The organism is Nostoc sp. T09 (assembly GCF_002154695.1).
Lineage (GTDB): Bacteria > Cyanobacteriota > Cyanobacteriia > Cyanobacteriales > Nostocaceae > Aulosira.
Genome location: NZ_MTAV01000129.1, coordinates 13,503 through 35,578, shown reverse-complemented (window position 1 = coordinate 35,578; position 22,076 = coordinate 13,503). Strand labels below are relative to the sequence as shown.

Genomic DNA, 22,076 nt, shown 5'->3' with positions numbered 1-22,076 from the left:
CTGTCAGAACCAGAGAAGCTTTGCCTCAAGATTGGGCAGCAACGCAAAATAATCTCGCAATTGCCTACAGACAGAGAATCAAAGGAGACAGAGCAGATAACATCGAAAAAGCGATCGCGGCTTTTACTGCGGCTTTAACTGTCAGAACCAGAGAAGCTTTGCCTCAAGATTGGGCAATGACGCAAAACAATCTCGCAAATGCCTACAGCTATAGAATCAAAGGAGACAGAGCAGATAATATCGAAAAAGCAATCGCTGCTTATACTGCGGCTTTAACTGTCCACACCAGAGAAGCTTTGCCTCAATCTTGGGCAGCAACGCAAAATAATCTCGGACTTGCCTACAGCGATAGAATTAAAGGAGACAGGGCAGATAATATCGAAAAAGCAATCGCTGCTTATACTGCTGCTTTAACTGTCTACACCAGAGAAGCTTTGCCTCAATCTTGGGCAATGACGCAAAATAATCTCGCAACTGCCTACAGGGATAGAATTAAAGGATACAGGGCAGATAACATCGAAAAAGCAATCGCTGCTTGTACTGCTGCTTTAGCTCTCTACACCAGAGAAGCTTTGCCTCAATCTTGGGCAGGAACGCAAAATAATCTCGCAAATGCCTACAGGGATAGAATTAAAGGAGACAGGGCAGATAACATCGAACAGGCGATCGCTGCTTCTACTGCTGCTTTAACTGTCTACACCAGAGAAGCTTTGCCTGAAAACCATGCAGAAACATTGTTTGGACTGGGAATAACTTACCAAGACGCAAACAAGCTTGACCTAGCATACAATACTTTTGAGTCTGCCATTGCCACTATAGAATCTTTGCGAGAAGAAATAGTATCTGGAGAAGAAAGCAAACGCAAACAAGCGGAACACTTTAACCAAGTTTATAGCCGCATGGTAGAAGTTTGCAGGGAATTAAATAAGATTACCGAAGCAATTGAATATGTTGAACGTAGTAAAACTCGCAATTTAGTTGAACAAATCCTCGAACGCGACTCTAAAACCATTTTCCCTCCAGAAGTATTCACTCAATTAGAAAAATATAGAGATGAAATAGCCGTAGGACAATATCAAATCCAAAATGGCAAAGCTGAAAATCTTAAAGTCCTCGCACAACATCTCCAAGAGTTGCGACAACAGCGTAATGAATTACAAAATACCTACTTACCTGTTGGTTATGGTTTCAACTTTGGCTCATTTCAGCCTACTTTAAATGAGTATACAGCCATTATTGAATGGTATATTATCAACGACAAAATTCTGGCTTTTATTCTCACAAAAACAAGAGAGGTAACAGTTTGGCAATCTCAACCAGAAGATTTAGAAGCTTTGTTTAATTGGATAGATAAATATTTACAAAACTACTATGAGCAAAAACAACAATGGCTTAATAGCTTAGGAAAATCACTCAAAGAATTAGCCTCAATTCTGCACATTGATGAAATATTAAACCAGATACCAAAGCACTGCGATCAACTCATCCTAATTCCCCATCAGTTCTTGCACTTATTACCCCTTCATGCACTCCCAGTCAATCACAGTGCTGAAAATTCGCGCTGTCTTCTAGATTTATTTGCTGGTGGTGTGAGTTATGCACCCAGTTGTCAACTACTGCAACAGGTACAACAGCGCAAACGTCCTGATTTCCAATCCCTGTTTGCGATTCAAAACCCCGCAGGCGATTTAAACTATACAGATCTAGAAGTACAAGTTATTCAAAGCTACTTTAATACTGCTAATGTCCTGAAAAAAACAGCAGCGACACTTACAGCAATTAATAATTCTGATTTAAATACTTACCACTGCGCTCATTTTAGCTGTCACGGTTATTTTAACTTCACAAACGCCGATAAATCAGCCCTAATTTTGGCAGATGCGCCTATCGCAGACACACCAAAAAAAACCGATTCCGAACGTTATCTGAATGTGCGAGCAGGGGAAACCAACGATTTAGACAAATGCCTTACTTTGGATAAAATCTTCACTCTCAAATTAGATAAATGTCGCCTCGTCACCCTTTCCGCGTGCGAAACTGGATTGATTGATTTTTACAATACCAGTGACGAATATATTGGTTTACCTAGTGGTTTTCTATTAGCAGGTAGTCCCTGTGTCATTAGTTCACTCTGGAAAGTAGATGACCTTTCCACCAGCTTTTTAATGATTAAATTCTACGAAAACTTATTCAAATTATTCAAACTTGATAACCTGGAAGCAGGAGATATTGCGATCGCCCTGAAACAAGCTCAAAACTGGCTGCGAAATCTGACTATTGAAGAATTAGACAAATTTTTAGAGGAACACAAAGCCAAAATTGAAACAGTCCTTGCTCAACTAAGAGTAGGACAACGTATCATATTTCAAGAATCTTTGAAACTAATTAAGCAACGTCAACCCCTACCTTTTGCAAATCCCTACTACTGGGCTGGATTTACAGCATCTGGGCTTTAAGCACCCGATTCCGGTACGTTACAAAACTTTCTCGCACCTAGTTTAAACACCAATATGCTAAGTGCAGTCGCAGTACCCAGAGGAATGCCTGCACTAACAGCCAATGGTTCTACAATTGGAGCAATTAATCCAGATTCCAAAAATTCTCTGACTTCCTCTTGACAAATGAATTGACGGCATTTTTCAAGCAAATCATTTAACGATTTATCTGGTTCCTGTGCAGTTTCCCGCATAACCAGCAGTGGAACAGCATCGTCTAAATAGCCTTCACACTCTTCTATGGCATCCAAAGCTACTAAAGCCTGGGGAAGATCCGCCAACTGGCTGCGAAACTGACTAATTTCCTCTGGTGGAAGAGTAATCATTTAATAGTTTTAACTGGTAAATACACGAAGTATTCAGCAATTATACATTTAATGCCTAATTTAGACGTGTGGCGATGTCTCCGATGGTCACTGAGCCTTGTCGAAGTGCGGGCTGCGCCTACGCACTCACCGCATCCATCGTCCCACAGCACAGATATATTGAAAAGCGATCGCCTTTTTTAGCTATAGTTATGTAGCTTTGGACTAATCACCTAACTGGGGTTGTTAATTGTAGCGATCTGCCCAATTAAGCTGCTCTGTCCTGTGAATACAAATACTGCTGAAACCCAATAAATACTTCACTGATGTTCGCAACACTCCCTAGTTCTTCAACAGCATCACGAACGGTATGATATTTCAGCTCTAAAAGTTGAGGTAATTTAGTACGATCGAGTTCTCCCACCCCGGCTTTGATGTATTGCTCTAGTACAAAGTCGAGAAATTCTTGCTGTTTGCCGAGATACTGCGAGAAGATTAAGGACTTGTGAGCAAGGACGCGCTCTCGGCGACTAATGGGTGGAGAGGCATAGGCGATATAAGCCAGCACATCATATAAATCGCTTTTCTCGGCATCAATCAGGCGGCTAATTTCTGTGAGTTGTTCCTCCCCGTAGCCCTTCTCTGCCAGTCCTTCTAATAAAGCTCTACGGGTGTCAGGGCGGCTCCAGATTGCTCTTAATTCGTCTTCATTTGTGAATAGTTCAGGAATTTCACCAAAGAGACGTTCCACAAATTCTGCTGCACTCATGGGTTTACCGTCTGGACTCCAGAAGCTAGTAGACATTCGGTGCTGGAGAGTTCGTTCTTTACCATCGGCGAGTTTGATTTTGATGGTTTTGGGGTTGGGAACTTCTGCAATTTTGTTTCTATTTTTGCCTCTATTTATACCACCATCTGTTGTAGAGTCGTTGTATGCGTCTGATTTCTCTCCCCCTCTGGCAATTTTCACCAGAACAGGTTCCTGGGGTTCGCCATCCCATTCAGGATCGCTGAAGTGTTCGTAGGCTTTGACGAAATCATAAATAGTGAAGTAGTCTTTCCCTTCAAAAAGACGAGTACCACGACCAATAATTTGCTTAAATTCAATCATCGTGTTGATGGGGCGCATCAGCACGATGTTACGAACATTTCGGGCATCAACGCCAGTGGAGAGCTTATGGGAAGTGGTGAGAATGGTAGGGATATTCTTCTCGTTGTCTTGAAAGTTACTGAGGTGTTGTTCGCCTAGTTTCCCATCATCGGCGGTGACGCGGACACAGTAATTAGGGTCACTGCTAATCTTCATTTGGTTGATTAAATCTCGCACAGCTAAAGCGTGGGGTTGGTTGGCGCAAAACACCAGAGTTTTTTGATTCTGGTCGATTTCTTCCATGAACAGTTGCACCCGGTAGCGTTCGCGCTCGGCAATTTCAATGATGTGGTTGAAGTCGGCTTCGGTGTAGGTTCTGGTTTCGTCTACTGCACCTTCGATCAATTCATCTTCGGTGCTGTAAATATATTCATCTAGGGTAGTTTCGATTTGCCTGACTTTAAAGGGAGTCAGAAACCCGTCGTTGATGCCGTCTTTGAGGGCGTAGGTATAAACTGGCTCACCGAAGTAGGCGTAGGTGTCTGCGTTGTTTTTTCTTTTAGGAGTGGCGGTGAGTCCAAGTTGTACTGCTGGGGAGAAGTATTCTAAAATGCCCCGCCAGGTGCTTTCGTCACTGGCTCCGCCTCGGTGACATTCATCAATGATGATGAAGTCAAAGAAGTCAGGGGGATAGTCGCTGAATTTGGGCGTAGGATTGCCAGCGTCGTCCCGTCCAGTCATAAATGTCTGGAAAATAGTAAAAAAGATACTGCCATTTTTGGGAACTCGACCGCGTTTTTTGATAGCTTCGGGATCGATGCGGACTAGGGCATCGTCGGGGAAGGCAGAGAATGAGTTGTAGGCTTGGTTGGCTAAGATATTGCGATCGCTTAAAAACAAAATTCGCGGACGACGGGTGGGTTGTCGGCTAAGGTTCCAACGGCTTTGAAAGAGTTTCCAGGCGAGTTGGAAGGCGATGAAGGTTTTACCTGTGCCTGTTGCCATTGTTAACAAAATCCGGTTTTGTCCTTGGCAGATTGCTTCTAGAACGTGCTTAATGGCATTGTGTTGATAGTAACGGGCTTCCCATGTCCCGCTTTTGTCTTCAAAGGGGATGGCAGCAAAGCGATCGCGCCACTCATTATTTTCGCTAAAGGTGGCTGACCACAGTTGATCCGGGGTGGGATATTGGTTGATGTAGCCTTCTACCCCTGTGTGCATATCTACTTGGTAGATGCCGATACCATTTGTAGAGTAGGCAAATCGAGTCTGCAATTTTTCGGCGTATTTTTTGGCTTGTCCTAAACCTTCGGTATCTCGTGAGTCGCGTTTTTTCGCTTCGATGACGGCGAGTTTTTCACCACGATAAACCAGGACATAATCAGCGATGTCTGATTGAGCGCGTTTACCATTGCCAACTAAGCGACCAGGGGCAATAATAAATTCGCGGCGGATGCTACTACCTCCGATAACTCCCCAGTCTGCGGCTTTGAGTGCGGGGTCAATTAGTTCGGCACGGGTTTCGGCTTCGTTCATTATGGCTCGTCTTTGGAATATGGGAGTCGGCGGCGGGCAGATGCGATCGCTTCTTGCAGTTTAGCTTGTAACAACTCTTTAGGTGGTAATACGGTCATGTATTCGGCAACGTGAATACCGCTTTTATCTAGTTCTAATAATTCGATTTGCTCTTGCTTTTTACCTGCACATAAAATAATCCCTAGTGGTGGCTGTTCGTCAGGCTCTTGGTCATATTTAGTAAGCCAGCGCAGGTAAAGTTCCATTTGTCCTTTATATTCGGGTTGGAAGCTACCTAGTTTGAGGTCAATGGCTACAAGGCGTTTGAGTTTGCGGTTATAAAATAGCAGGTCAATATAAAAATCATCGTTGTCGATTTGCAGACGTTTTTGACGGGCGATGAAGGTAAAGCCTGCACCGAGTTCTAGTAAAAATTGCTCAATTTCTCTGAGGATTGCATCTTCAAGGTCTTTTTCGAGATAGCGATCGCTCAATTCCAGAAAATCTAAAATATAAGGGTCTTTTAGTAAAATATCGGGTGATACCTGTTGAGTTTGGCGCAGTTGCTCTAAATCATGGCGGATGGTTTCTTCGGGTTTGCGGGATAGGGCAGTGCGCTCAAATAGCATAGAGTTAATACGTTCTTGCAGTTGGCGGACGCTCCATCGTTCCAGTTGGGCAATTTCAATATAAAATTCTCGTTTTAGGGGATCGTCTATTGCTGTTAAAACTCGCAGATGTGACCAACTCAATTTGGAACACAGTGTGTTCACAATCTCAATATTTGGAAATGTCTCGGCAAACTGGAGGCAATGTCGCAGTTGTCTTTCACCCCAGCCTTTACCATAGGTTTGGGTTAGCTGCTGAGATAAAGAAACAATGATTTGTTTGCCATATTCAGCCCGTTGACCTTGTAAAACTTCGGTTTGGATGCGTTTACCGACTTGCCAATATAACACAGTTATTTCTGCATTGATGGCAACGGCGGCGCGTTGTTTGGCGGTGTCAATCAGTTGCCGAATTTCTTGAAATAACAGATCGTTTGGTTGTGTCAAATCATCACTCATGCTGCAATTTCCTCTTTAGCAGTTTTTGGGGTATCTGCGGTGAGTTCGCCAGTGAATGCTTTTTGCAGGATAGATTGTTTGAGTTCGTTAAGGGCAGCGATTTTTTGGCGGTAGATGGTTTCGAGGCGTTGGGTTTCAGTTCTTAAATCATCAATTTTGTTTGTTATTCGATTCTGCTCATCTAAGGACGGCATAGCAATAACAAGATCCGAAAGTGACTGATTACTTAAATTTTGCATTGTTGCTCCAGTAGAAAGGCTCTCTAGCTTATTTCTGTATACTGCTGACCTAAGCAAATGAGCAAGAAATACTGAATCAACATTTTCAAATGGTTTGATAAAGAAAGAACCACTTCCACAAAGCCATCCAGCTTGTTCTTCTCTCACAACTGCACATCTTCCAATCTCTCCTCTTCTACCTACTACAACATCATTTTGTTTTAAGATGTATGCTTGCAGTCGTTTAACTATATCTTTACTAACAGTCTTGTTAAAATTTGGAATGATTTTATCATCTTCAATATTTGCTGGATTGACTATCGGAATCTCATTAGAAACATAGTCAGATTTATGTAAAAGTGAGCCAAATGGCCCTGTAAAAACTTTGCCACCAATTTCACCTAACTTCTTCTCTTTCCACCCATCGCCTTTCTGGGTAAAGATGGTGTTTAGATAGCTTTCAAATAATTCGCGGGAGTTGGCGAGGTTCTTTTCGGTGTTTGCGATCGCTCTATCAATCCCCTCAAACGCCTCATCCAAAATTGCTACAATCTGCTTTTGTTCAGAAAGTGGGGGTTTTGCTATTTTATGTTTCTTGAGTTTTTCTATTGGAAGAGCTTGATAGGCTGATCCATGAGAAATACCATTTAGTTGATCAATAAAAGCTATTAATGAATATTTAAGGAAATAAGGATCTATATCTCTGAAATCCTTAAGCCATAATACATTTCCATCTTTAAAGTAGAAATTTGTGTTGTCTACTACGTATATTTCGCCTATTGTACCGATTGCAGTAATTAGTAAATCACCTATTGCAGGAGTGCCAAATTTTATTTTTATCTCATCAAACTTATCTTGAGATATATATAACTCTGTCGATATTGTTCTTCGATTTGCTAATTCTTTAATTTCTTTGGTTCTATAGAAGGGAACTCCTATATCAATATATTCGCTCTTAAATATACGCTTGCTGGAAGTAATTTTTCCTAGTTTTTCTAGGGCAACCATTTCCCATATTCTTTTCATAACATTTCCCCAATCCCCGCCAAAATCTCTGCACTCTCCGCATCCAAAGCAGCAATTTCATCCAAAATTTCCTGCGGTTCTCTTAACGGTGATTCCTCAGCTTTATTTGGATTCTTCACCGATAAATCAAACGTCTCCCGATCCACATCAGCAATATCCACCAGCCAAGACTTTTCCGACTCTGCAAACGTAGCCTGTAACTCTACAAATTCTTGCAAATCCTCATCATTTAACGCATTAGTTTTACCCAAACTACGCCCCGGATCGAGTTGATAATACCAAATTTTCTGAGTTGCCATTCCCTGAGTTAAAGATTTTCCTTGAGAAAATAAAGGCGTTCCCTGAACGGCATCGAAAGACTTTCCTTTCTCAAAAAACAGCACCACCGTTTTTACACCCGCCCCGATAAAAGTCCCACTCGGACAATCTAAAATGGTGTGCAGATTGCAACTACTCAAAAGCTCTTGGCGCAAAGCCCGCGAAGCATTATCAGAATTTGACAGGAACGTATTTTTGATTACTACTGCCGCCCTACCGCCTATCTTCAGCATTTTGATGAAATGCTGCAAAAACAGAAACGCCGTTTCCCCAGTTTTTATCGGGAAATTCTGCTGTACTTCCTTGCGTTCCTTCCCCCCAAATGGTGGATTAGCCAAGATGACATCAAAACGATTCTTGTCTTGAATATCACTGAGATTTTCTGTCAGCGTGTTCGTGTGGATAATATTCGGCGCATCAATGCCATGCAAAATCATATTCATGATGGCAATCACATACGCCAAACTTTTCTTTTCTTTACCCGTAAACGTATGTTTTTGAAGTATCTCAAGCTCTTTTGTTGTCAGCTTACCCCGACGTAAATAGTCGTAACTCTCGCACAAAAACCCTGCCGAACCACAAGCACCATCATAAATGCGATCCCCAATCTTCGGCTTCACCACCTGAATGATTGCCCGAATCAACGGACGCGGCGTGTAATACTCACCCCCATTACGCCCTGCATTACCCATATTTTTGATTTTCGCCTCATAGAGATGCGATAGCTCCTGTTTCTCCTGTTGCGATCTAAACCGTAGCTCATCAAAAGAATCGGGATGACTGGATTCGAACCAGCGGCCCCTTCGTCCCGAACGAAGTGCGCTACCAAGCTGCGCCACATCCCGCCGAAAAACGGCACTATATATCCAAAATATCACACCAAGTGATAAAGTACAAAACTATATCTCACATCTATAGATATATAGATTACTTTTATCAGGGCGTTGCTTGCTAGGATTAGATTTGTATAACTTCATTAACAAAAGCGGATTGTGACTGTTAAACCAGACTGGTTGCGGGTGAAAGCGCCTCAGTGGGAGCGCGTCGGTAACGTTAAAGAAATTTTGCGGGATTTAGCGCTCAATACGGTTTGTGAGGAAGCGTCCTGTCCGAATATTGGTGAGTGTTTCCAAGCTGGTACTGCCACGTTTTTGATTATGGGACCAGCTTGTACCCGTGCCTGTCCCTACTGCGATATAGATTTTGAAAAAAAGCCCAAGCCTTTAGACCCCACGGAACCAGAACGATTGGCAGAGGCTGTTCGCCGCATGAACCTCAATCATGTAGTGATTACCTCTGTAAACCGAGATGATTTACCGGATGGTGGTGCATCTCAGTTTGTGCAGTGTATCGCAGCAGTTCGCGCTGTCTCGCCCAAAACTACAATTGAGGTATTAATTCCTGACTTGTGCGGCAATTGGAATGCTCTAGAGATAATTATCCAAGCTGCACCAGAAGTGTTAAACCACAATACAGAAACGATTCAGCGCCTATATCGCCGTGTGCGTCCCCAAGGTAACTACGATCGCACAATGGAATTACTTTTGCGAGCGCGCCAAATTGCTCCTTGGATCTACACTAAATCTGGAATCATGGTAGGACTCGGTGAAACTGATGCCGAAGTTCGTCAAGTCATGCAAGACTTGCGAGCCGTGGATTGCGATATCTTGACAATTGGGCAATACCTCCAACCCAGCCAAAAACACTTGAAAATAGATAATTTTATCACCCCAGAACAATTTGCCGCTTGGCAAGCCTTCGGCGAAGAACTGGGATTTCTGCAAGTAGTTTCTTCTCCTCTAACAAGAAGCTCATATCATGCAGAACAAGTGCGGAATTTAATGGAACGTTATCCCCGGAGTCGAGAATGAGGAAAGGAGAACAAGGGGACAAGGGAACCTAGGGAAATGACAAATGACCAATGACAAATGACCAATGACCAAATGACTAATTCACAATCTGTAGCAATTTTGGGCGCAGGTGCTTGGGGTACAGCACTGGCAAATTTGGCTGCGGCTAATGGTCATCAGGTGCGTGTTTGGTCGCGTTGGGGATCGGTAAGTCTGGAAGCACTATTGCAAGATGCCCAAATCATCCTGTCTGCGATCTCAATGAAAGGTGTCAGAGATGTGGTGACGCAAGTCAAGTCTTTCCCCCTGTCCCCAGACACAATTTTTGTAACGGCGACGAAGGGTTTAGAGCCAGAAACTACCTGTACGCCGTCGCAAATTTGGCAAACAGCTTTCCCTAACCATGCGGTAGTTGTCCTCTCTGGGCCGAATTTATCGAAAGAAATTGAGATGGAATTACCAGCTGCAACAGTAGTAGCTAGCACCATTGCTACTGCTGCTGAAGCGGTGCAGCTAGTGTTTTCTTCTAATCGCTTTCGGGTATATACCAATACCGATCCCGTAGGAGTAGAATTAGGCGGAACACTCAAGAATGTAATTGCGATCGCAGCTGGTGTTTGTGATGGTTTACAGCTGGGAACCAATGCCAAAGCTGGCTTAGTTACCCGTGGACTCACAGAAATGGTTCGCATTGGTAACTTCTGGGGTGCGAAAACAGAAACATTTTATGGTTTATCAGGTTTAGGGGATTTGCTAGCAACTTGCAACAGTGCTTTAAGTCGTAATTATCAAGTTGGTTATCAGCTAGCTAATGGTAAGACACTGCAAGAGATTCTGGACAACTTACAAGGAACTGCTGAAGGTGTCAACACTTGCCAAGTCTTAGTGCAACGAGCCAGACAGCAAAATATACCAGTTCCCATTACCGAGCAAGTTGACCGCTTACTTCAAGGAGAACTCACACCCCGACAAGCACTCGATGAATTGATGCTGCGAGATATTAAGCCAGAATACAACTCTTAGACTACTTAGCGTCAATTAGCTACGGGATACTTCAAAATTCTAGTATGGCTATGAGCAAGAAATGCTAGCGAAACCTTAAGCGAGGGGTAAGCGTCAATAGCGTCAGCAGTTATCCGAAATTAGTCCAGATGGGAATTTTCACCTTTGGATAAAGTAGTTGAGATAATTAAAATACAAGCAGAAATTCTAAATTGTAAATTGCTATGATGCCCCCCTTTCAATTGCCGAGATCGCAAATACGTCGCTGTGCCTTAGCCTTGGTGTTACCAGCTACACTCTTGGGTGCAATGGTTTTTCCTCCCCAAGTGCAAACCGTGACTGCACAAACAGCAGCGGGAAATCGCCCTTTGACTATTCGCTCGGATGTTCAAGAATATAATGCCAAAAGCCAAGTGGTAACTGCTCGCGGCAATGTTCAAATGTTGTATCCTGCGCGCCAGATTCAAGCAACCGCTACTCAAGCACAATACTTTAGCAAGGAACGCCGGATTGATTTCAGTGGTAATGTCTATATTTTGCAACAGGGTGGCAATAGTATTCGAGCTGAGAAAGTAACTTATCTCATTGATGAAGGACGATTTGTTGCCTTACCCGAATCTAACCGCCAGGTAGAGTCTATTTACATGGTACAAGACTCAGAACTTGGTGGACAATCTGCAAGACCAGCTCCGAAGACACCACCTCTCAAACGTTCTAATTAGCAGCAGTTATAGGGAAAGGGCGTCTCTAGCGTGAAAATTATCTTAGAGAATATCCACAAATCTTACGGCAAGCGGCAGATTGTCAATCGTGTCAGCCTTTCTGTTGCTCAAGGAGAAGTTGTTGGTTTACTAGGCCCAAATGGAGCTGGTAAAACAACAACCTTTTATATTGCCACAGGTTTAGAAAAACCAAATCAGGGAAAAGTCTGGCTAGATGGTCGTGATATTACGGCAATGCCAATGCATAAGAGAGCAAGATTGGGTATTGGCTACCTAGCGCAAGAAGCAAGTGTTTTTCGCCAGCTTTCGGTACGCGATAACATACTCTTAGTACTAGAACAAACTCATGTACCACAGTGGGAATGGTCAGGGCGTATCCAAAATTTACTGCGGGAGTTTCGTTTAGAAAAAGTGGCTAACAGTAAAGGAATTCAACTTTCAGGGGGTGAACGACGCCGGACGGAATTAGCCAGAGCTTTAGCGGCTGGCAGAGAAGGCCCAAAATTTTTACTTTTGGATGAACCATTTGCTGGAGTCGATCCAATAGCGGTTTCCGAGATTCAGCAAATTGTAGCGCGACTTCGCGATCGCGGCATGGGTATCTTAATAACAGATCACAATGTCCGTGAAACTCTGGCCATCACCGATCGCGCCTACATCATGCGCGAGGGACAAATTCTCGCTTTTGGTAATGCCAATGAACTTTATAATAATCCGCTCGTGCGGCAATATTATTTGGGCGATAATTTTCAAGTCTAAAAAACTATTGATTAATTAATATTTTCCCAGGAGATTGTTGAGCCTTTATTCTTACGTGTCAATCCAGAGTTTCATTTAATTTTTCAGCTACTGGGAATTTGTTTTCAATATTCAATTCAGTATAAATCCTTGGCTGTGTCTGGGTTCTAGATATTTACTTTTTAAGTTTGCGTATGATTACAAAGAAGCTCACATCTTATTACACTATCAATTCGCTGATGCCTTTTACGATCATGGATCGCTACCTTACCAGCGAATTGCTACCACCGTTTTTATTTGGGGTGGGAGCTTTTTCATCAATTGGGGTAACAATTGATGCCGTATTTGACTTAGTAAGAAAAATCGTAGAATCTGGGCTACCCATAGACATCGCCATTCAGGTTTTTTTATTAAAACTGCCAACTTTCATCGTTTTAGCCTTCCCCATGTCCACCCTGTTGGCTACTTTGATGACTTACAGTCGGCTTTCGAGCGAGAGTGAACTCATTGCCTTGCGTGGCTGTGGGGTAAGTGTCTATCGGATGGTGCTAACTGCTGTGATGTTAAGTTTGGTGGTTACAGGTCTGACATTTGTGTTTAATGAGCATATAGCACCAGCAGCAAGTTATCAAGCAAATGTTACCCTAAACAACGCCTTAAAGTCTGATAAGCCAATTTTAAAACAGCAGAATATTTTTTATCCTGAATATCGTGATATTAAAGGGACAGATGGGACTACAAACAGGATACTGACACGCTTGTTTTACGCCGATCAATTCGACGGCAAGCGGATGACAGGGTTGACAATTATAGATCGTTCGGAAGCAGGGCTGAATCAAATTGTCGTAGCAGAATCAGGCCAATGGAACGGATCGCAAAACGTCTGGGATTTCTATAACGGGACTATTTATTTAGTATCTGCCGATCGCTCCTACCGCAACATTTTGCGATTTGAACACCAACAACTGCGTCTTCCCCGTACAGCATTAAGTTTGGCAGAGAAAAGCCGGGACTATGGGGAGATGAATATTGCAGAAGCATTAGAACAACTAGCTGTAGAACGTCTTGGTGGCGATCGCCAAAAAATTCGTAAACTCGAAGTCCGGATTCAGCAAAAAATCGCCTTGCCTTTTGTCTGTGTAGTTTTTGGCTTGGTAGGCGCAGCTATGGGCAGCATACCCCAACGCACTGGGCGCGGTACAAGTTTTGGTGTGAGCGTGATCGTAATTTTCTCGTATTACTTACTCAGCTTTATGACTGGAGCCTTAGCACAGGCAAATGTGCTATCTCCTTTTATGGGAGCTTGGCTGCCTAACTTTATCGGATTGGGAACTGGGCTATTGTTATTGATGCGAGTTGCTCAAAGGTAGGAAGCATGAGGCATTTGTCAAGAGTCAAGGGTCATTTTCCCCTTGTCCCCCTTGCCTCCCCTGCTCCCTTGCCTCACACCTCAGTAACCCTCAAGAATTGTACTTTCGACATTCCGGCGCATCGGGGTTATCTCTACAGTATTCTTCAAAAGAGAGTTTGGCTGATTCCATACCTTCAGCTTTTTGATGAGCCGCTTCTGCTTGGAGTTCTTCAACTTCATCCCAAGCCGCAGCACAGGCTTTAGAATAGGCACCTTGTTCAGTACAAAGAGCACGAGCCTCTGCGATCGCTTTTTCAATTCTCTCTTCTAGCAGCGGTGCTTTGGGAGTTTCGACAAAGTCGCTTTTTGTCAGAATATCGGTAATTGAGATGATGCCCAACAGTCTACCTTGAATCACTGGCGCTCTTCGGATACCAGCATTAGCAAATAACCGCGCCACATATTCCACACTCAACTCAGGATTGACGACTATGCAGGGCTTGCTCATAATTTCGTAAATCCGCACTTGCTTCGGGTCTTTACCGTAGGCAGTTACTTTATAGACAATATCTGTTTCTGTGACTATGCCATAGGCATCATTATCATAGCGACGATCCACAACCAGAGCACGCAATCCTTTTTCCTTCATCAGCCCCACCGCTTCAGCAACTGTTGCTGAACCACGAATGGTAACTACGTTCTTAGTCATGATATCTTCAGCTTTCATCATTGCTGTAGTCTCCTGGTAAATAGTACTATGCGGTGCGAGAGCGAGGCTTGCAGCGCCTTCACGGTCATATCGAAAATGCAGCGCACAGTTTAGTAACTAGAAAGTAGCTACAACAATAAACTTAGACCAGCTTTCAATTCTCGATCATATCCAAAGTAACCGTCGCTTAAAAACTGCTATCTCATTACGCAGGGAAAGCCTTACTCAAGTACCCAAATCAGCAAAAAGTAAATTTTTAACTAATAATTGTCTCTGGCTAATGACTCATGCAGACTGAGCAGTTAGGATGAAATCAACCTTAAAGTTTATTTGAAATCTTTTCTGACCACGAAAGTTTTAGTAGCGTCAGTACTCTAAAACTACGTAAATTATTACCGCTTCACAGTAAATTCCCCATACCTAAAACTATGTCAAATCGAGATTATCCCCCTGCATACTTACGCTATCTTAAAGCCAGGTTACGGAATTTAGGAAGACCTAGCTTTTGGGTGACAGCCATTTTTTTATCTGTGCTTGGGCTGGGAATGTGGGAATATCTGTCAAATCCAGATATGTTTACTCAGAAGCAAAATCAAGAAGTTGCTGCACCAAAGGTTGCTGAATCCTCTCTTTCAACCGAAGATCGAGCGGCGGTTGCAGATATTGATAACTTACCAGTCTTGATTAAAGATTTTGAGCAAGCAAATCTAGCAGCGACTTTAAGTATCCCTGAAGAAAACTCAAAAGCCAAGAACAGCCAAAGCTTATTTGATGATGTTATTAACCAACAACCTGCTGCTACCAATATTGCCAAATCAAATCCTAGCTTAGGAATAATTAATGGCATACCCACGCCAAAGCAGAACAATCCCTTTGTTGTACAAGCAGACAATTTATTGCGATCGGGTTATAGTAACAGCCCATTGTTAGGCGCTAAATCTTTAACTACATCCCCAGAAGAAATAGGAAGTGCCACAAAATCGTTTAACCAAGAGATGGGATTAGCTAATCAAAACAATAAAAGTCAAAATTCTGTTGTTAACAGCTCTTTGCAAGGTGCTATAAATCAGTCGCAAAACCAGAATCTCTCTAGTTTAAATAGCTTAACTGCCAGTCCCACAAATATTATGGGGACTAACTCCTACAGCGGAGTCACATCAACAAGCCAAAATCTCTTTGGCTTTAATAGCCAGACTTCCAGTCTTACTTCATCCACCGGAGCAACATCGACTCCACCGAGCAACGGCTTACCCAGTCAGACTCTACCTGCTAACACTAGCTTAAATACAGGGGCAGGTTATGCTCAACCAGCGACAACAAACTTCACTCAAAATCCTTATACTAACTTCAATAACAGTCAGCTATTGCCCAATGGGGTACAAGCAACATCAGTGACACCATCTGTTACTTCTGCCGCAACTACCAACATTTCACCATACTCTACGCCAACTCAAATTCAAGGCGTTGTCAACCCTTCAACCCCAACAGTGTATGGCAACTATGGTGTACAGCAACCTACTCAACTGCCCCAGTCTCGAAACTCTCTTCCTCGCCCTACACCAGGTCCGTATGGTGGAGTTCAGATTAATGGCTACACGTATCCTTAGAAAGCATATCTGTATTTGAGGCGATCGCTTGTTGTGTGGTTGAAGAAAGGGTGATGCAGTTCAAGATTCACAAAAACAAAGTGATCGCACTCTCATTCCCTAGCCAATACGTAGAGATTTAACAATGCTAAACCTCTACATTGATAAACGATAGACGAGCGATTGCTTCTTTGTTCAGGTAAGCTTGACTGTATATAAAAATACTTTATTTTTAATTATGCAACGGCACTCAATAAATACACAATATACTGATTGAGACTTACACCTTCTCTTTCAGCAGTCTCAGCTAAACGACGATGTAGAGATTTTGGCATTCGTACCAACAATTTACCACTGTAGCTATCATCACCGCTAGGTAAAGGAATATCGTCATCAGCTTCATAAGCTGTCTCAATCCACAATTCTCGTGCTTCATTAATATTTGCCATTGTCTGTTCTAGCGTTTCGCCTTGGGTGAGGCATCCCGGCAAATCTTTAATTTGAGCTACATATCCCCCCTCTGGATCGGGGTAAAGTGTTACAGGGTATTGAAGATTTAAATAATATTCTAGGGACGGCTTTTCAATCTGCTTGTTCTTCTGGTTCAGTGTCTTCATCAATCCACTCTTCTAAATTTAATAGTTTAACTATTTGCTGTACATAAACTCCTTTGACTTTTTGTCCCCCTGTTTTGGGTACAGTAATAGTTCTACCTTGGGAGTCTCGAAAACTATGATGGCTACCCTTAGACCTTTTTTCTTCAAAGCCAAAAGCTTCCAACAGATAGTACACTTCCTGAAACCGCACTTCTGGAGGCTGCTTGAGAAATTGCTCCACTAATTTCATGCAGCGATAGTATCGCATCAAATCAAGCGATCGCACTTCATGATGTATGAGCATGGAAAAGCGATCGCGATTTTAACAACATCCATATCTTGTCTTTTACGTCAACTACTTCTAGTAAATCGGCTCTCTAGACTCGAGTTGCTGATTTTTTAGTTGTTGCTTGATGAATTGGCAGCTCAACCACAAATTCTGTGCCTTTGCCGAGTTCAGATTGGCAGTAGATCTTACCTTTGTGTTTATCGATCACAATCTGATAGCTGATAGAAAGTCCTAGCCCTGTGCCTTTACCAACAACCTTAGTTGTAAAAAATGGATCGAACAGCCGAGATAGTACTTTTTCATCCATGCCAAGTCCGTTGTCGGCAATCCGAATAGCAATCCAGTCTTTATTGAGTAAAGAGGTAGAAATTCGGATTTCGCTAGGTTTTGCTGCAATTATTTCCAAAGATGTGCGTGCGTTTCGCTCGTCTAATGCATCAATGGCATTGGACAGTAAATTCATGAATACTTGATTCAACTGACCAGGATAGCATTCTATTAAAGGTAAGGAATCATAATCTTTGCTGACATTAATGGTAGGGCTATCAGATGAGGGCTTCAAGCGATGTTGCAAAATCATCAACGTACTGTCAATACCTTCGTGAATATCTGCTACTTTAAATTCGGCTTCATCTAGGCGCGAAAAATTCCGTAAAGAAGTGACAATTTCGCAAATGCGCTCACTACCAATCTGCATAGACTGGAATAATTTCGGTAAGTCGTCAATTAAAAAGTCTATTTCGGCTTTCTTGAAATACTCTTCGATCTCCGGTATGGTATCGGGATGATAATGTCGATAAAGCTCCAGACAGCGCAGTAAATCTTTTGTGTATTGGTGGGCGTGTTCCAAGTTACCGTAGATAAAATTAATTGGGTTATTAATTTCATGGGCAACCCCCGCCACTAATTGCCCCAAGCTAGCCATTTTTTCCGCGTGGATAATTTGCATTTGGGCAGTGCGTAGTTCATTAAGTGCTTGTGCCAGTTGATTTGCTTCTTCACGGGTTTGACCGAGCAAACTGGATTGTTGAAATAAGTTGGCTTGGCGTAGCGCGACACTGAATTGAGCCGCCACTTGGGTGACAAATTCTAATTCAGTTTCTTCCCAATTACGAGCATGGGTGCATTGGTGAATGCACAACAATCCCCACAGTTCGTCTCCTTCCATCAGCGGTACAATAACTTGCGCTTTGACTTGGAATCGCTCAATCACATCAAGATGAGGTACTTTAGAGCCAATGCTGTTGATGTCAGAAATCACTTGTACTTGCCCTTGGCGATATTGCGGCGCAAAATGGTCGCCAAAGCAATAGTCTTGTACCTTCATAGAGAGAGCAGAGTCAAACTGGGGTAGGACATCTTCAGCGATAAATTCTCCACTGCAAAAACCGACATCAGGGTCAAAACGGAAGATGCCGACTCGATCGCCTTTGAGCGATCGCCGCACTTCATTGACTGTAGTTTTAAAGATTGTCTCTAAATCCAAAGATTCGCGAATTTTGACAACTAAATCAAATAAAATTCGACGTTGTTCTGCCGATTGTTGCAGTTCATCAGCCCGAGTCTGGACTTGAGTCATCATTTGCGAGCTTTGCAACGCTACTCCAAGTTGGCTGGCAACCTGTGCCAAAAATTCCACTTCCACACTCTCCCACTGGCGCGGTGCGGAATGTTGATAAGCAGCCAACAATCCCCACAACGTCCGCCCAACAAAAATTGGGGTCAAAACATAGGCGCGAATCTTGAATTGCTCCAAAATATCTAAGTGACAGCGTGAGTGCCCAGCTAGGTAGATGTCGCTAATCGCAAAATTTTCGTTGTTGCGATAGCGTCCGCCTTTGGTTTCTTGCAGGTGGGTATCTTCCCAAACTAAATTTTTGCCAAATGGATTGATGCTATCCCACTGTGCTTCAACCATGCCAAAATGACTGACAAATTCGCCACTCCAATCTGGATTAAAGCGATAAACGCCAACTCGCTCAACTCGCAGCAGTTTACAAACTTCTTGGCAGGTTGTTTCTAGAATCAAATTAATATCTAAGGAGGAGCGGATTTTCCCGACTACTTCCGTCAGTGCCCGTTGCCGAGCGATCGCATCCTGGAGGGCAATGGCCTGTTGTTTTGACTGAGTCAAGTTCTCGGCTTGTTGAATGGCGACTCCCAATTGTGCCCCTACCTGTCCCAGGAACTCAACTTCGTAATTTGCCCATTGGCGCGGCTCGGAGTGTTGATAAGCTGCTATCATCCCCCAGAGTTTAGGTCCGATGAAGATGGGCGCTAAAGCATAAGCCCGAATCTTGAATTGCTCGAGAATCTCGATGTGACAACGTGAGTGACCGGCTTGGTAAATGTCGTTAACGGCAAAACTCTCGTTATTGCGGTAGCGCCCACCTTTGGTTTCTTGCAGATGGGTATCTTCCCAAACCAGATTTCTGCCAAACGGATTGATTCTATCCCACTGTGCCTCAACCATACCGAACTGGCTGACAAATTCACCGCTCCAGTCTTCATTGAAGCGATAAACTGCTGCCCGCTCTAGCTTTAGGAGTTTGCAAAGTTCTTGACAGGCGGTGTTGAGAATAAATTCGGTGTTCAGAGACGAGCGAATATTCCCCACAACTTCTGTCAACGCACGTTGCCGCGCAATTGCATCTTGCAGATCTGCTGTGCGCTGTTTGGTTTCTTCTAGGATTTCTGCTTGCTGCATTGCCACACCTAGAGTGCTAGCAGCTTGTCCTAAAAATTCGATTTCGTCAGCATACCATTGCCGAGGCGCAGAATGTTGATAGGCTGCAAGCAAACCCCACAGTTTTGCACCAATGAAAATCGGTGCGATCGCATATGAGCGAATCTGGAATTGTTCTAAAACCTCAATATGACAACGAGCATGTCCTGCATCGTAAATGTCAGTTACGGCAAACGTCTCATTTTTACGATACCGTCCTCCCTGAGTTTCTTGAAAATGCGAATCTTCCCACACTAAGTCCTCTCCAAAGGCCGTCAGTGCATTCCAGGGAGATTCTGCAAAGCCAAAACGATTGATGAAACTACCACTCCAGTCGGCATTAAAACGGTAAATTGCCACTCGCTCAATCTTCAATTGCCGACAAATATCTTGACAAGAAGTTGAACACAAGGATTCTAGCTTTACAGATGCTCGAATCTTAGCTATAATTCTCGCCAAGATTTTCTGGTACTGAACGGCAAGCTGTAGCTGTTTGTGACACTCTTGCCAACCTAAGGGGTTTGACGTTTCATAATCGTTTATTGTCATAAGTGTAGGGAAAATAAAATATTTACTTTTAGTTTTCCCTGATTTATTTTACTAATCTCAGTTTGTACCAAGAACGCACCTGCTACTCTGGCTGTGAAGATGAGAGCGATCGCACTGCTCAGGGATTGTGAAAACGCCGCGATCGCTCAACCTTGTCGCTTCTGTTCCAACTTCCTCACCTGTTCCTGGATTGCTGTTTCCATGATGGCACTACAAACATCTTCGGATGGAATACACCAACAAATTAGACTTCTTGCATAAGTCGATGTTTTGAAAACCAAACCACAGATAAATATCTGTGTTTATCGGTGTTCATCTGTGGTTTTTTATTCTTATTCGGATTTTTACAAGAAGTCTATTGTAAGCGATCGCATTCCATCAGTTGTTAGCAGCGAGCTGGCTCCTCGTAGTAATTACTAATGGGCTGCTGCCAGAGCAAGCGCTTTAAATCTGACGAAAATACCCGCAGAAGCAAAAAAGGCGAACTAAAGTTATCGACAGGTAAAATCTGAAGCAACACAACGTAGTTAGATAGTTGAGCTGAGCGCACCACCCAATGTTTCTGAGAGGACATCAAAGACGAATTGACTGGCACTACCTGAACGCAGTCGTTAGGAAAAGGAATCGGCAGTTCATCGTCCTGCTGCCTCTCCATGAACTCGCCCAAGCCATCTATGTGATTTGTTTTAGCTAACGAGATATTTGCTGTCGCAGGAATAATTTGCACTAGCATAGAAATTGCCTTACGGCTTTCGGCTGCTAATGGGCCGATATCAACCCCTCCCGCGTATCGGGTTCCGCCGTCAATCCGTATCCAAAGATTTTGCGCTGAAGCAGCCCAGCCAGCTTCGACATTAACGGATAGTTCCTGATAATGGTTATAGTCAAAGATGGCAGGCAAGCCCAATAGCATATCGAACCAAGTCGAGGTGTGGACTGTTTCACCAGTTTCAGTATTCAGTGCCAAGATGCGAAATTGAGCACCTGTTCCTTCTATTAGCCAGAGATGTTGCCCCACTACCGCCAGAGGTACTCCCGGAGTTGGCAAAGTCCACAGCAGTTTGCCAGAGTTCAATTCTCGTTTGGCTATGCCTCGATCGATTGTCTGATGAAACAAAGACATTTCATCTGCATCTATCGCTGCCCCTGGAAAAAGTAGGGGGAATGCTGCCGATGCATCTGGCAATTTTTGATTGGTCAACGGTTTTCCACGCAATTGATACCTCCAAGAGAGAAAATTCATAACGACCACCTAAATTGGACTGCTGACCGAATCACCCGAAAAAACTCTCATAATCATCGTGGCTACCAATCCAAAACCATGTTACTGTATCCCCTTCAAGCACCCCAATTGCTCGATATCCCCTCGTAACTCTTACAGACCATATTCCTTCTTGAGTGTTGATGCACTTGAAATGTAAGGATGGGTGGAATGGATTCTTTGCCCAGAGACGATATGCTTTTCTAGCACTTTGCCGGATATTTGTACTTAACCGCCGATACTCAACCCAAAATGAGGGCAGCACTGCGGATTTCATAGCTGGTCGTAATCTAGTGCAGTCGCTTTTCCCTCTGCTATTTCTTGTTTTGCGCGTCTAGCAGCAGCAATAAGGTTTTGTTGTGTTCTCTGGAAAGATTCATTCCACTGGATTTCATCTTGCAAGTCATCAATGTACTCTCGCAGATGCTCCGCAATCCTTTCCTGCACATCAACAGGTAAGGACTGCATCATCTTGATCACTGTGGTAATAGCTGCCGACGACATGATGTAATACACTCACGGAACACTTTGTTTTTAAAGCTAACACCGATCTCCACCTACTTGCTCATTAGGCTATCACTACTGGATTAAACGGCTATTAGTCTGTGCGATCGCCAATACTTCGGTATCTTTCAAACCTCCTAACTCAGCTTTTCATTACATT

General features: G+C 43.3%; 18 protein-coding genes, 1 tRNA gene and 1 pseudogene. 8 read left to right on the top strand and 12 right to left on the bottom strand.

Features of this window, described 5'->3' with window-relative positions; all coding sequences use genetic code 11:
* Nucleotides 1-2,456, top strand: a 2,456-nt coding sequence (locus BV372_RS24635; protein WP_086689126.1) for a CHAT domain-containing protein, incomplete at its 5' end; no start/stop codon positions are given.
* Here BV372_RS24635 and BV372_RS24630 read toward each other — a convergent pair.
* The 6 genes and pseudogenes from BV372_RS24630 to BV372_RS24605 all read right to left on the bottom strand — a co-directional run bounded on the left by BV372_RS24630 (nucleotide 2,453) and on the right by BV372_RS24605 (nucleotide 8,879).
* A complete protein-coding gene (locus BV372_RS24630) occupies nucleotides 2,453-2,821 on the bottom strand; it encodes a hypothetical protein (protein ID WP_086689125.1) in 369 nt (122 codons plus the stop codon). The two genes, BV372_RS24635 and BV372_RS24630, sit on opposite strands and share 4 nt — an antisense overlap.
* Nucleotides 2,822-3,068: 247 nt before the next feature.
* Nucleotides 3,069-5,426 (bottom strand): EcoAI/FtnUII family type I restriction enzme subunit R, encoded by a 2,358-nt coding sequence (gene hsdR / locus BV372_RS24625; protein ID WP_086689124.1) that lies wholly within the window; start codon nucleotides 5,424-5,426, stop codon nucleotides 3,069-3,071.
* Nucleotides 5,426-6,472 carry a YhcG family protein gene (locus BV372_RS24620; RefSeq protein ID WP_086689123.1) on the bottom strand — a complete coding sequence of 349 codons (1,047 nt, stop codon included), beginning with the start codon at nucleotides 6,470-6,472 and terminating at the stop codon, nucleotides 5,426-5,428. Before BV372_RS24620 ends, hsdR begins: the two co-directional genes overlap by 1 nt.
* Nucleotides 6,469-7,716, bottom strand: a complete 1,248-nt coding sequence (locus tag BV372_RS24615) for a restriction endonuclease subunit S (RefSeq protein ID WP_086689122.1) — start codon at nucleotides 7,714-7,716, stop codon at nucleotides 6,469-6,471. Before BV372_RS24615 ends, BV372_RS24620 begins: the two co-directional genes overlap by 4 nt.
* Nucleotides 7,713-8,756, bottom strand: a pseudogene (locus tag BV372_RS24610) (class I SAM-dependent DNA methyltransferase); the annotation flags it as partial. The gene BV372_RS24615 and the pseudogene BV372_RS24610, both read right to left, overlap by 4 nt.
* A 49-nt stretch (nucleotides 8,757-8,805) precedes the next feature.
* A tRNA-Pro gene (locus tag BV372_RS24605) sits at nucleotides 8,806-8,879 on the bottom strand.
* 147 nt (nucleotides 8,880-9,026) lie between these two features.
* Between BV372_RS24605 and lipA the strand changes: the two genes are divergently transcribed.
* From lipA to BV372_RS24580, 5 genes are all read left to right on the top strand, one after another.
* The gene (gene lipA / locus BV372_RS24600; protein WP_086689120.1) at nucleotides 9,027-9,905 is read left to right on the top strand and encodes a lipoyl synthase; all 879 of its coding nucleotides are present in this window, start codon (nucleotides 9,027-9,029) and stop codon (nucleotides 9,903-9,905) included.
* Between the two features lie 72 nt (nucleotides 9,906-9,977).
* Nucleotides 9,978-10,907 carry an NAD(P)H-dependent glycerol-3-phosphate dehydrogenase gene (locus BV372_RS24595; RefSeq protein WP_086689127.1) on the top strand — a complete coding sequence of 310 codons (930 nt, stop codon included), beginning with the start codon at nucleotides 9,978-9,980 and terminating at the stop codon, nucleotides 10,905-10,907.
* A gap of 203 nt (nucleotides 10,908-11,110) precedes the next feature.
* Nucleotides 11,111-11,608 (top strand): LptA/OstA family protein, encoded by a 498-nt coding sequence (locus BV372_RS24590; protein WP_086689119.1) that lies wholly within the window; start codon nucleotides 11,111-11,113, stop codon nucleotides 11,606-11,608.
* A 30-nt stretch (nucleotides 11,609-11,638) separates the two neighbouring features.
* On the top strand, nucleotides 11,639-12,367 hold the full coding sequence (gene lptB / locus BV372_RS24585; RefSeq protein WP_086689118.1) for an LPS export ABC transporter ATP-binding protein: 729 nt from the start codon (nucleotides 11,639-11,641) through the stop codon (nucleotides 12,365-12,367).
* 233 nt (nucleotides 12,368-12,600) lie between these two features.
* Entirely contained in the window at nucleotides 12,601-13,716 is a 1,116-nt protein-coding gene (locus BV372_RS24580; RefSeq protein ID WP_086689117.1) for an LptF/LptG family permease, read from the top strand.
* Nucleotides 13,717-13,806: 90 nt separating this feature from the next.
* On the opposite strand, the gene BV372_RS24575 is transcribed toward BV372_RS24580, so the two are convergent.
* Nucleotides 13,807-14,427, bottom strand: coding sequence for a CP12 domain-containing protein (locus BV372_RS24575; RefSeq protein ID WP_179198221.1), 621 nt, complete (start codon nucleotides 14,425-14,427; stop codon nucleotides 13,807-13,809).
* A gap of 407 nt (nucleotides 14,428-14,834) precedes the next feature.
* Here BV372_RS24575 and BV372_RS24570 point away from each other — a divergent pair, with 407 nt between their 5' ends.
* On the top strand, nucleotides 14,835-16,013 hold the full coding sequence (locus BV372_RS24570) for a hypothetical protein (protein WP_086689115.1): 1,179 nt from the start codon (nucleotides 14,835-14,837) through the stop codon (nucleotides 16,011-16,013).
* 215 nt (nucleotides 16,014-16,228) lie between these two features.
* Here the strand turns inward: BV372_RS24570 and BV372_RS24565 are convergent, their stop codons facing one another.
* The 3 genes from BV372_RS24565 to BV372_RS24555 all read right to left on the bottom strand — a co-directional run bounded on the left by BV372_RS24565 (nucleotide 16,229) and on the right by BV372_RS24555 (nucleotide 20,151).
* Nucleotides 16,229-16,609, bottom strand: a complete 381-nt coding sequence (locus BV372_RS24565) for a type II toxin-antitoxin system HicB family antitoxin (RefSeq protein WP_086689114.1) — start codon at nucleotides 16,607-16,609, stop codon at nucleotides 16,229-16,231.
* A complete protein-coding gene (locus tag BV372_RS24560; RefSeq protein WP_256973436.1) occupies nucleotides 16,575-16,892 on the bottom strand; it encodes a type II toxin-antitoxin system HicA family toxin in 318 nt (105 codons plus the stop codon). Before BV372_RS24560 ends, BV372_RS24565 begins: the two co-directional genes overlap by 35 nt.
* Before the next feature lie 73 nt (nucleotides 16,893-16,965).
* On the bottom strand, nucleotides 16,966-20,151 hold the full coding sequence (locus tag BV372_RS24555; protein WP_086689113.1) for a GAF domain-containing protein: 3,186 nt from the start codon (nucleotides 20,149-20,151) through the stop codon (nucleotides 16,966-16,968).
* A gap of 99 nt (nucleotides 20,152-20,250) precedes the next feature.
* On the opposite strand from BV372_RS24555, the gene BV372_RS36645 reads away from it, so the two are divergent.
* Entirely contained in the window at nucleotides 20,251-20,412 is a 162-nt protein-coding gene (locus tag BV372_RS36645) for a hypothetical protein (RefSeq protein WP_179198220.1), read from the top strand.
* Nucleotides 20,413-20,536: 124 nt separating this feature from the next.
* Here the strand turns inward: BV372_RS36645 and BV372_RS24550 are convergent, their stop codons facing one another.
* A complete protein-coding gene (locus BV372_RS24550; protein WP_086689112.1) occupies nucleotides 20,537-21,394 on the bottom strand; it encodes a hypothetical protein in 858 nt (285 codons plus the stop codon).
* A 291-nt stretch (nucleotides 21,395-21,685) separates the two neighbouring features.
* Nucleotides 21,686-21,916, bottom strand: coding sequence for a hypothetical protein (locus tag BV372_RS24540; RefSeq protein WP_086689110.1), 231 nt, complete (start codon nucleotides 21,914-21,916; stop codon nucleotides 21,686-21,688).
* Between the last annotated feature and the right edge of the window lie 160 nt (nucleotides 21,917-22,076).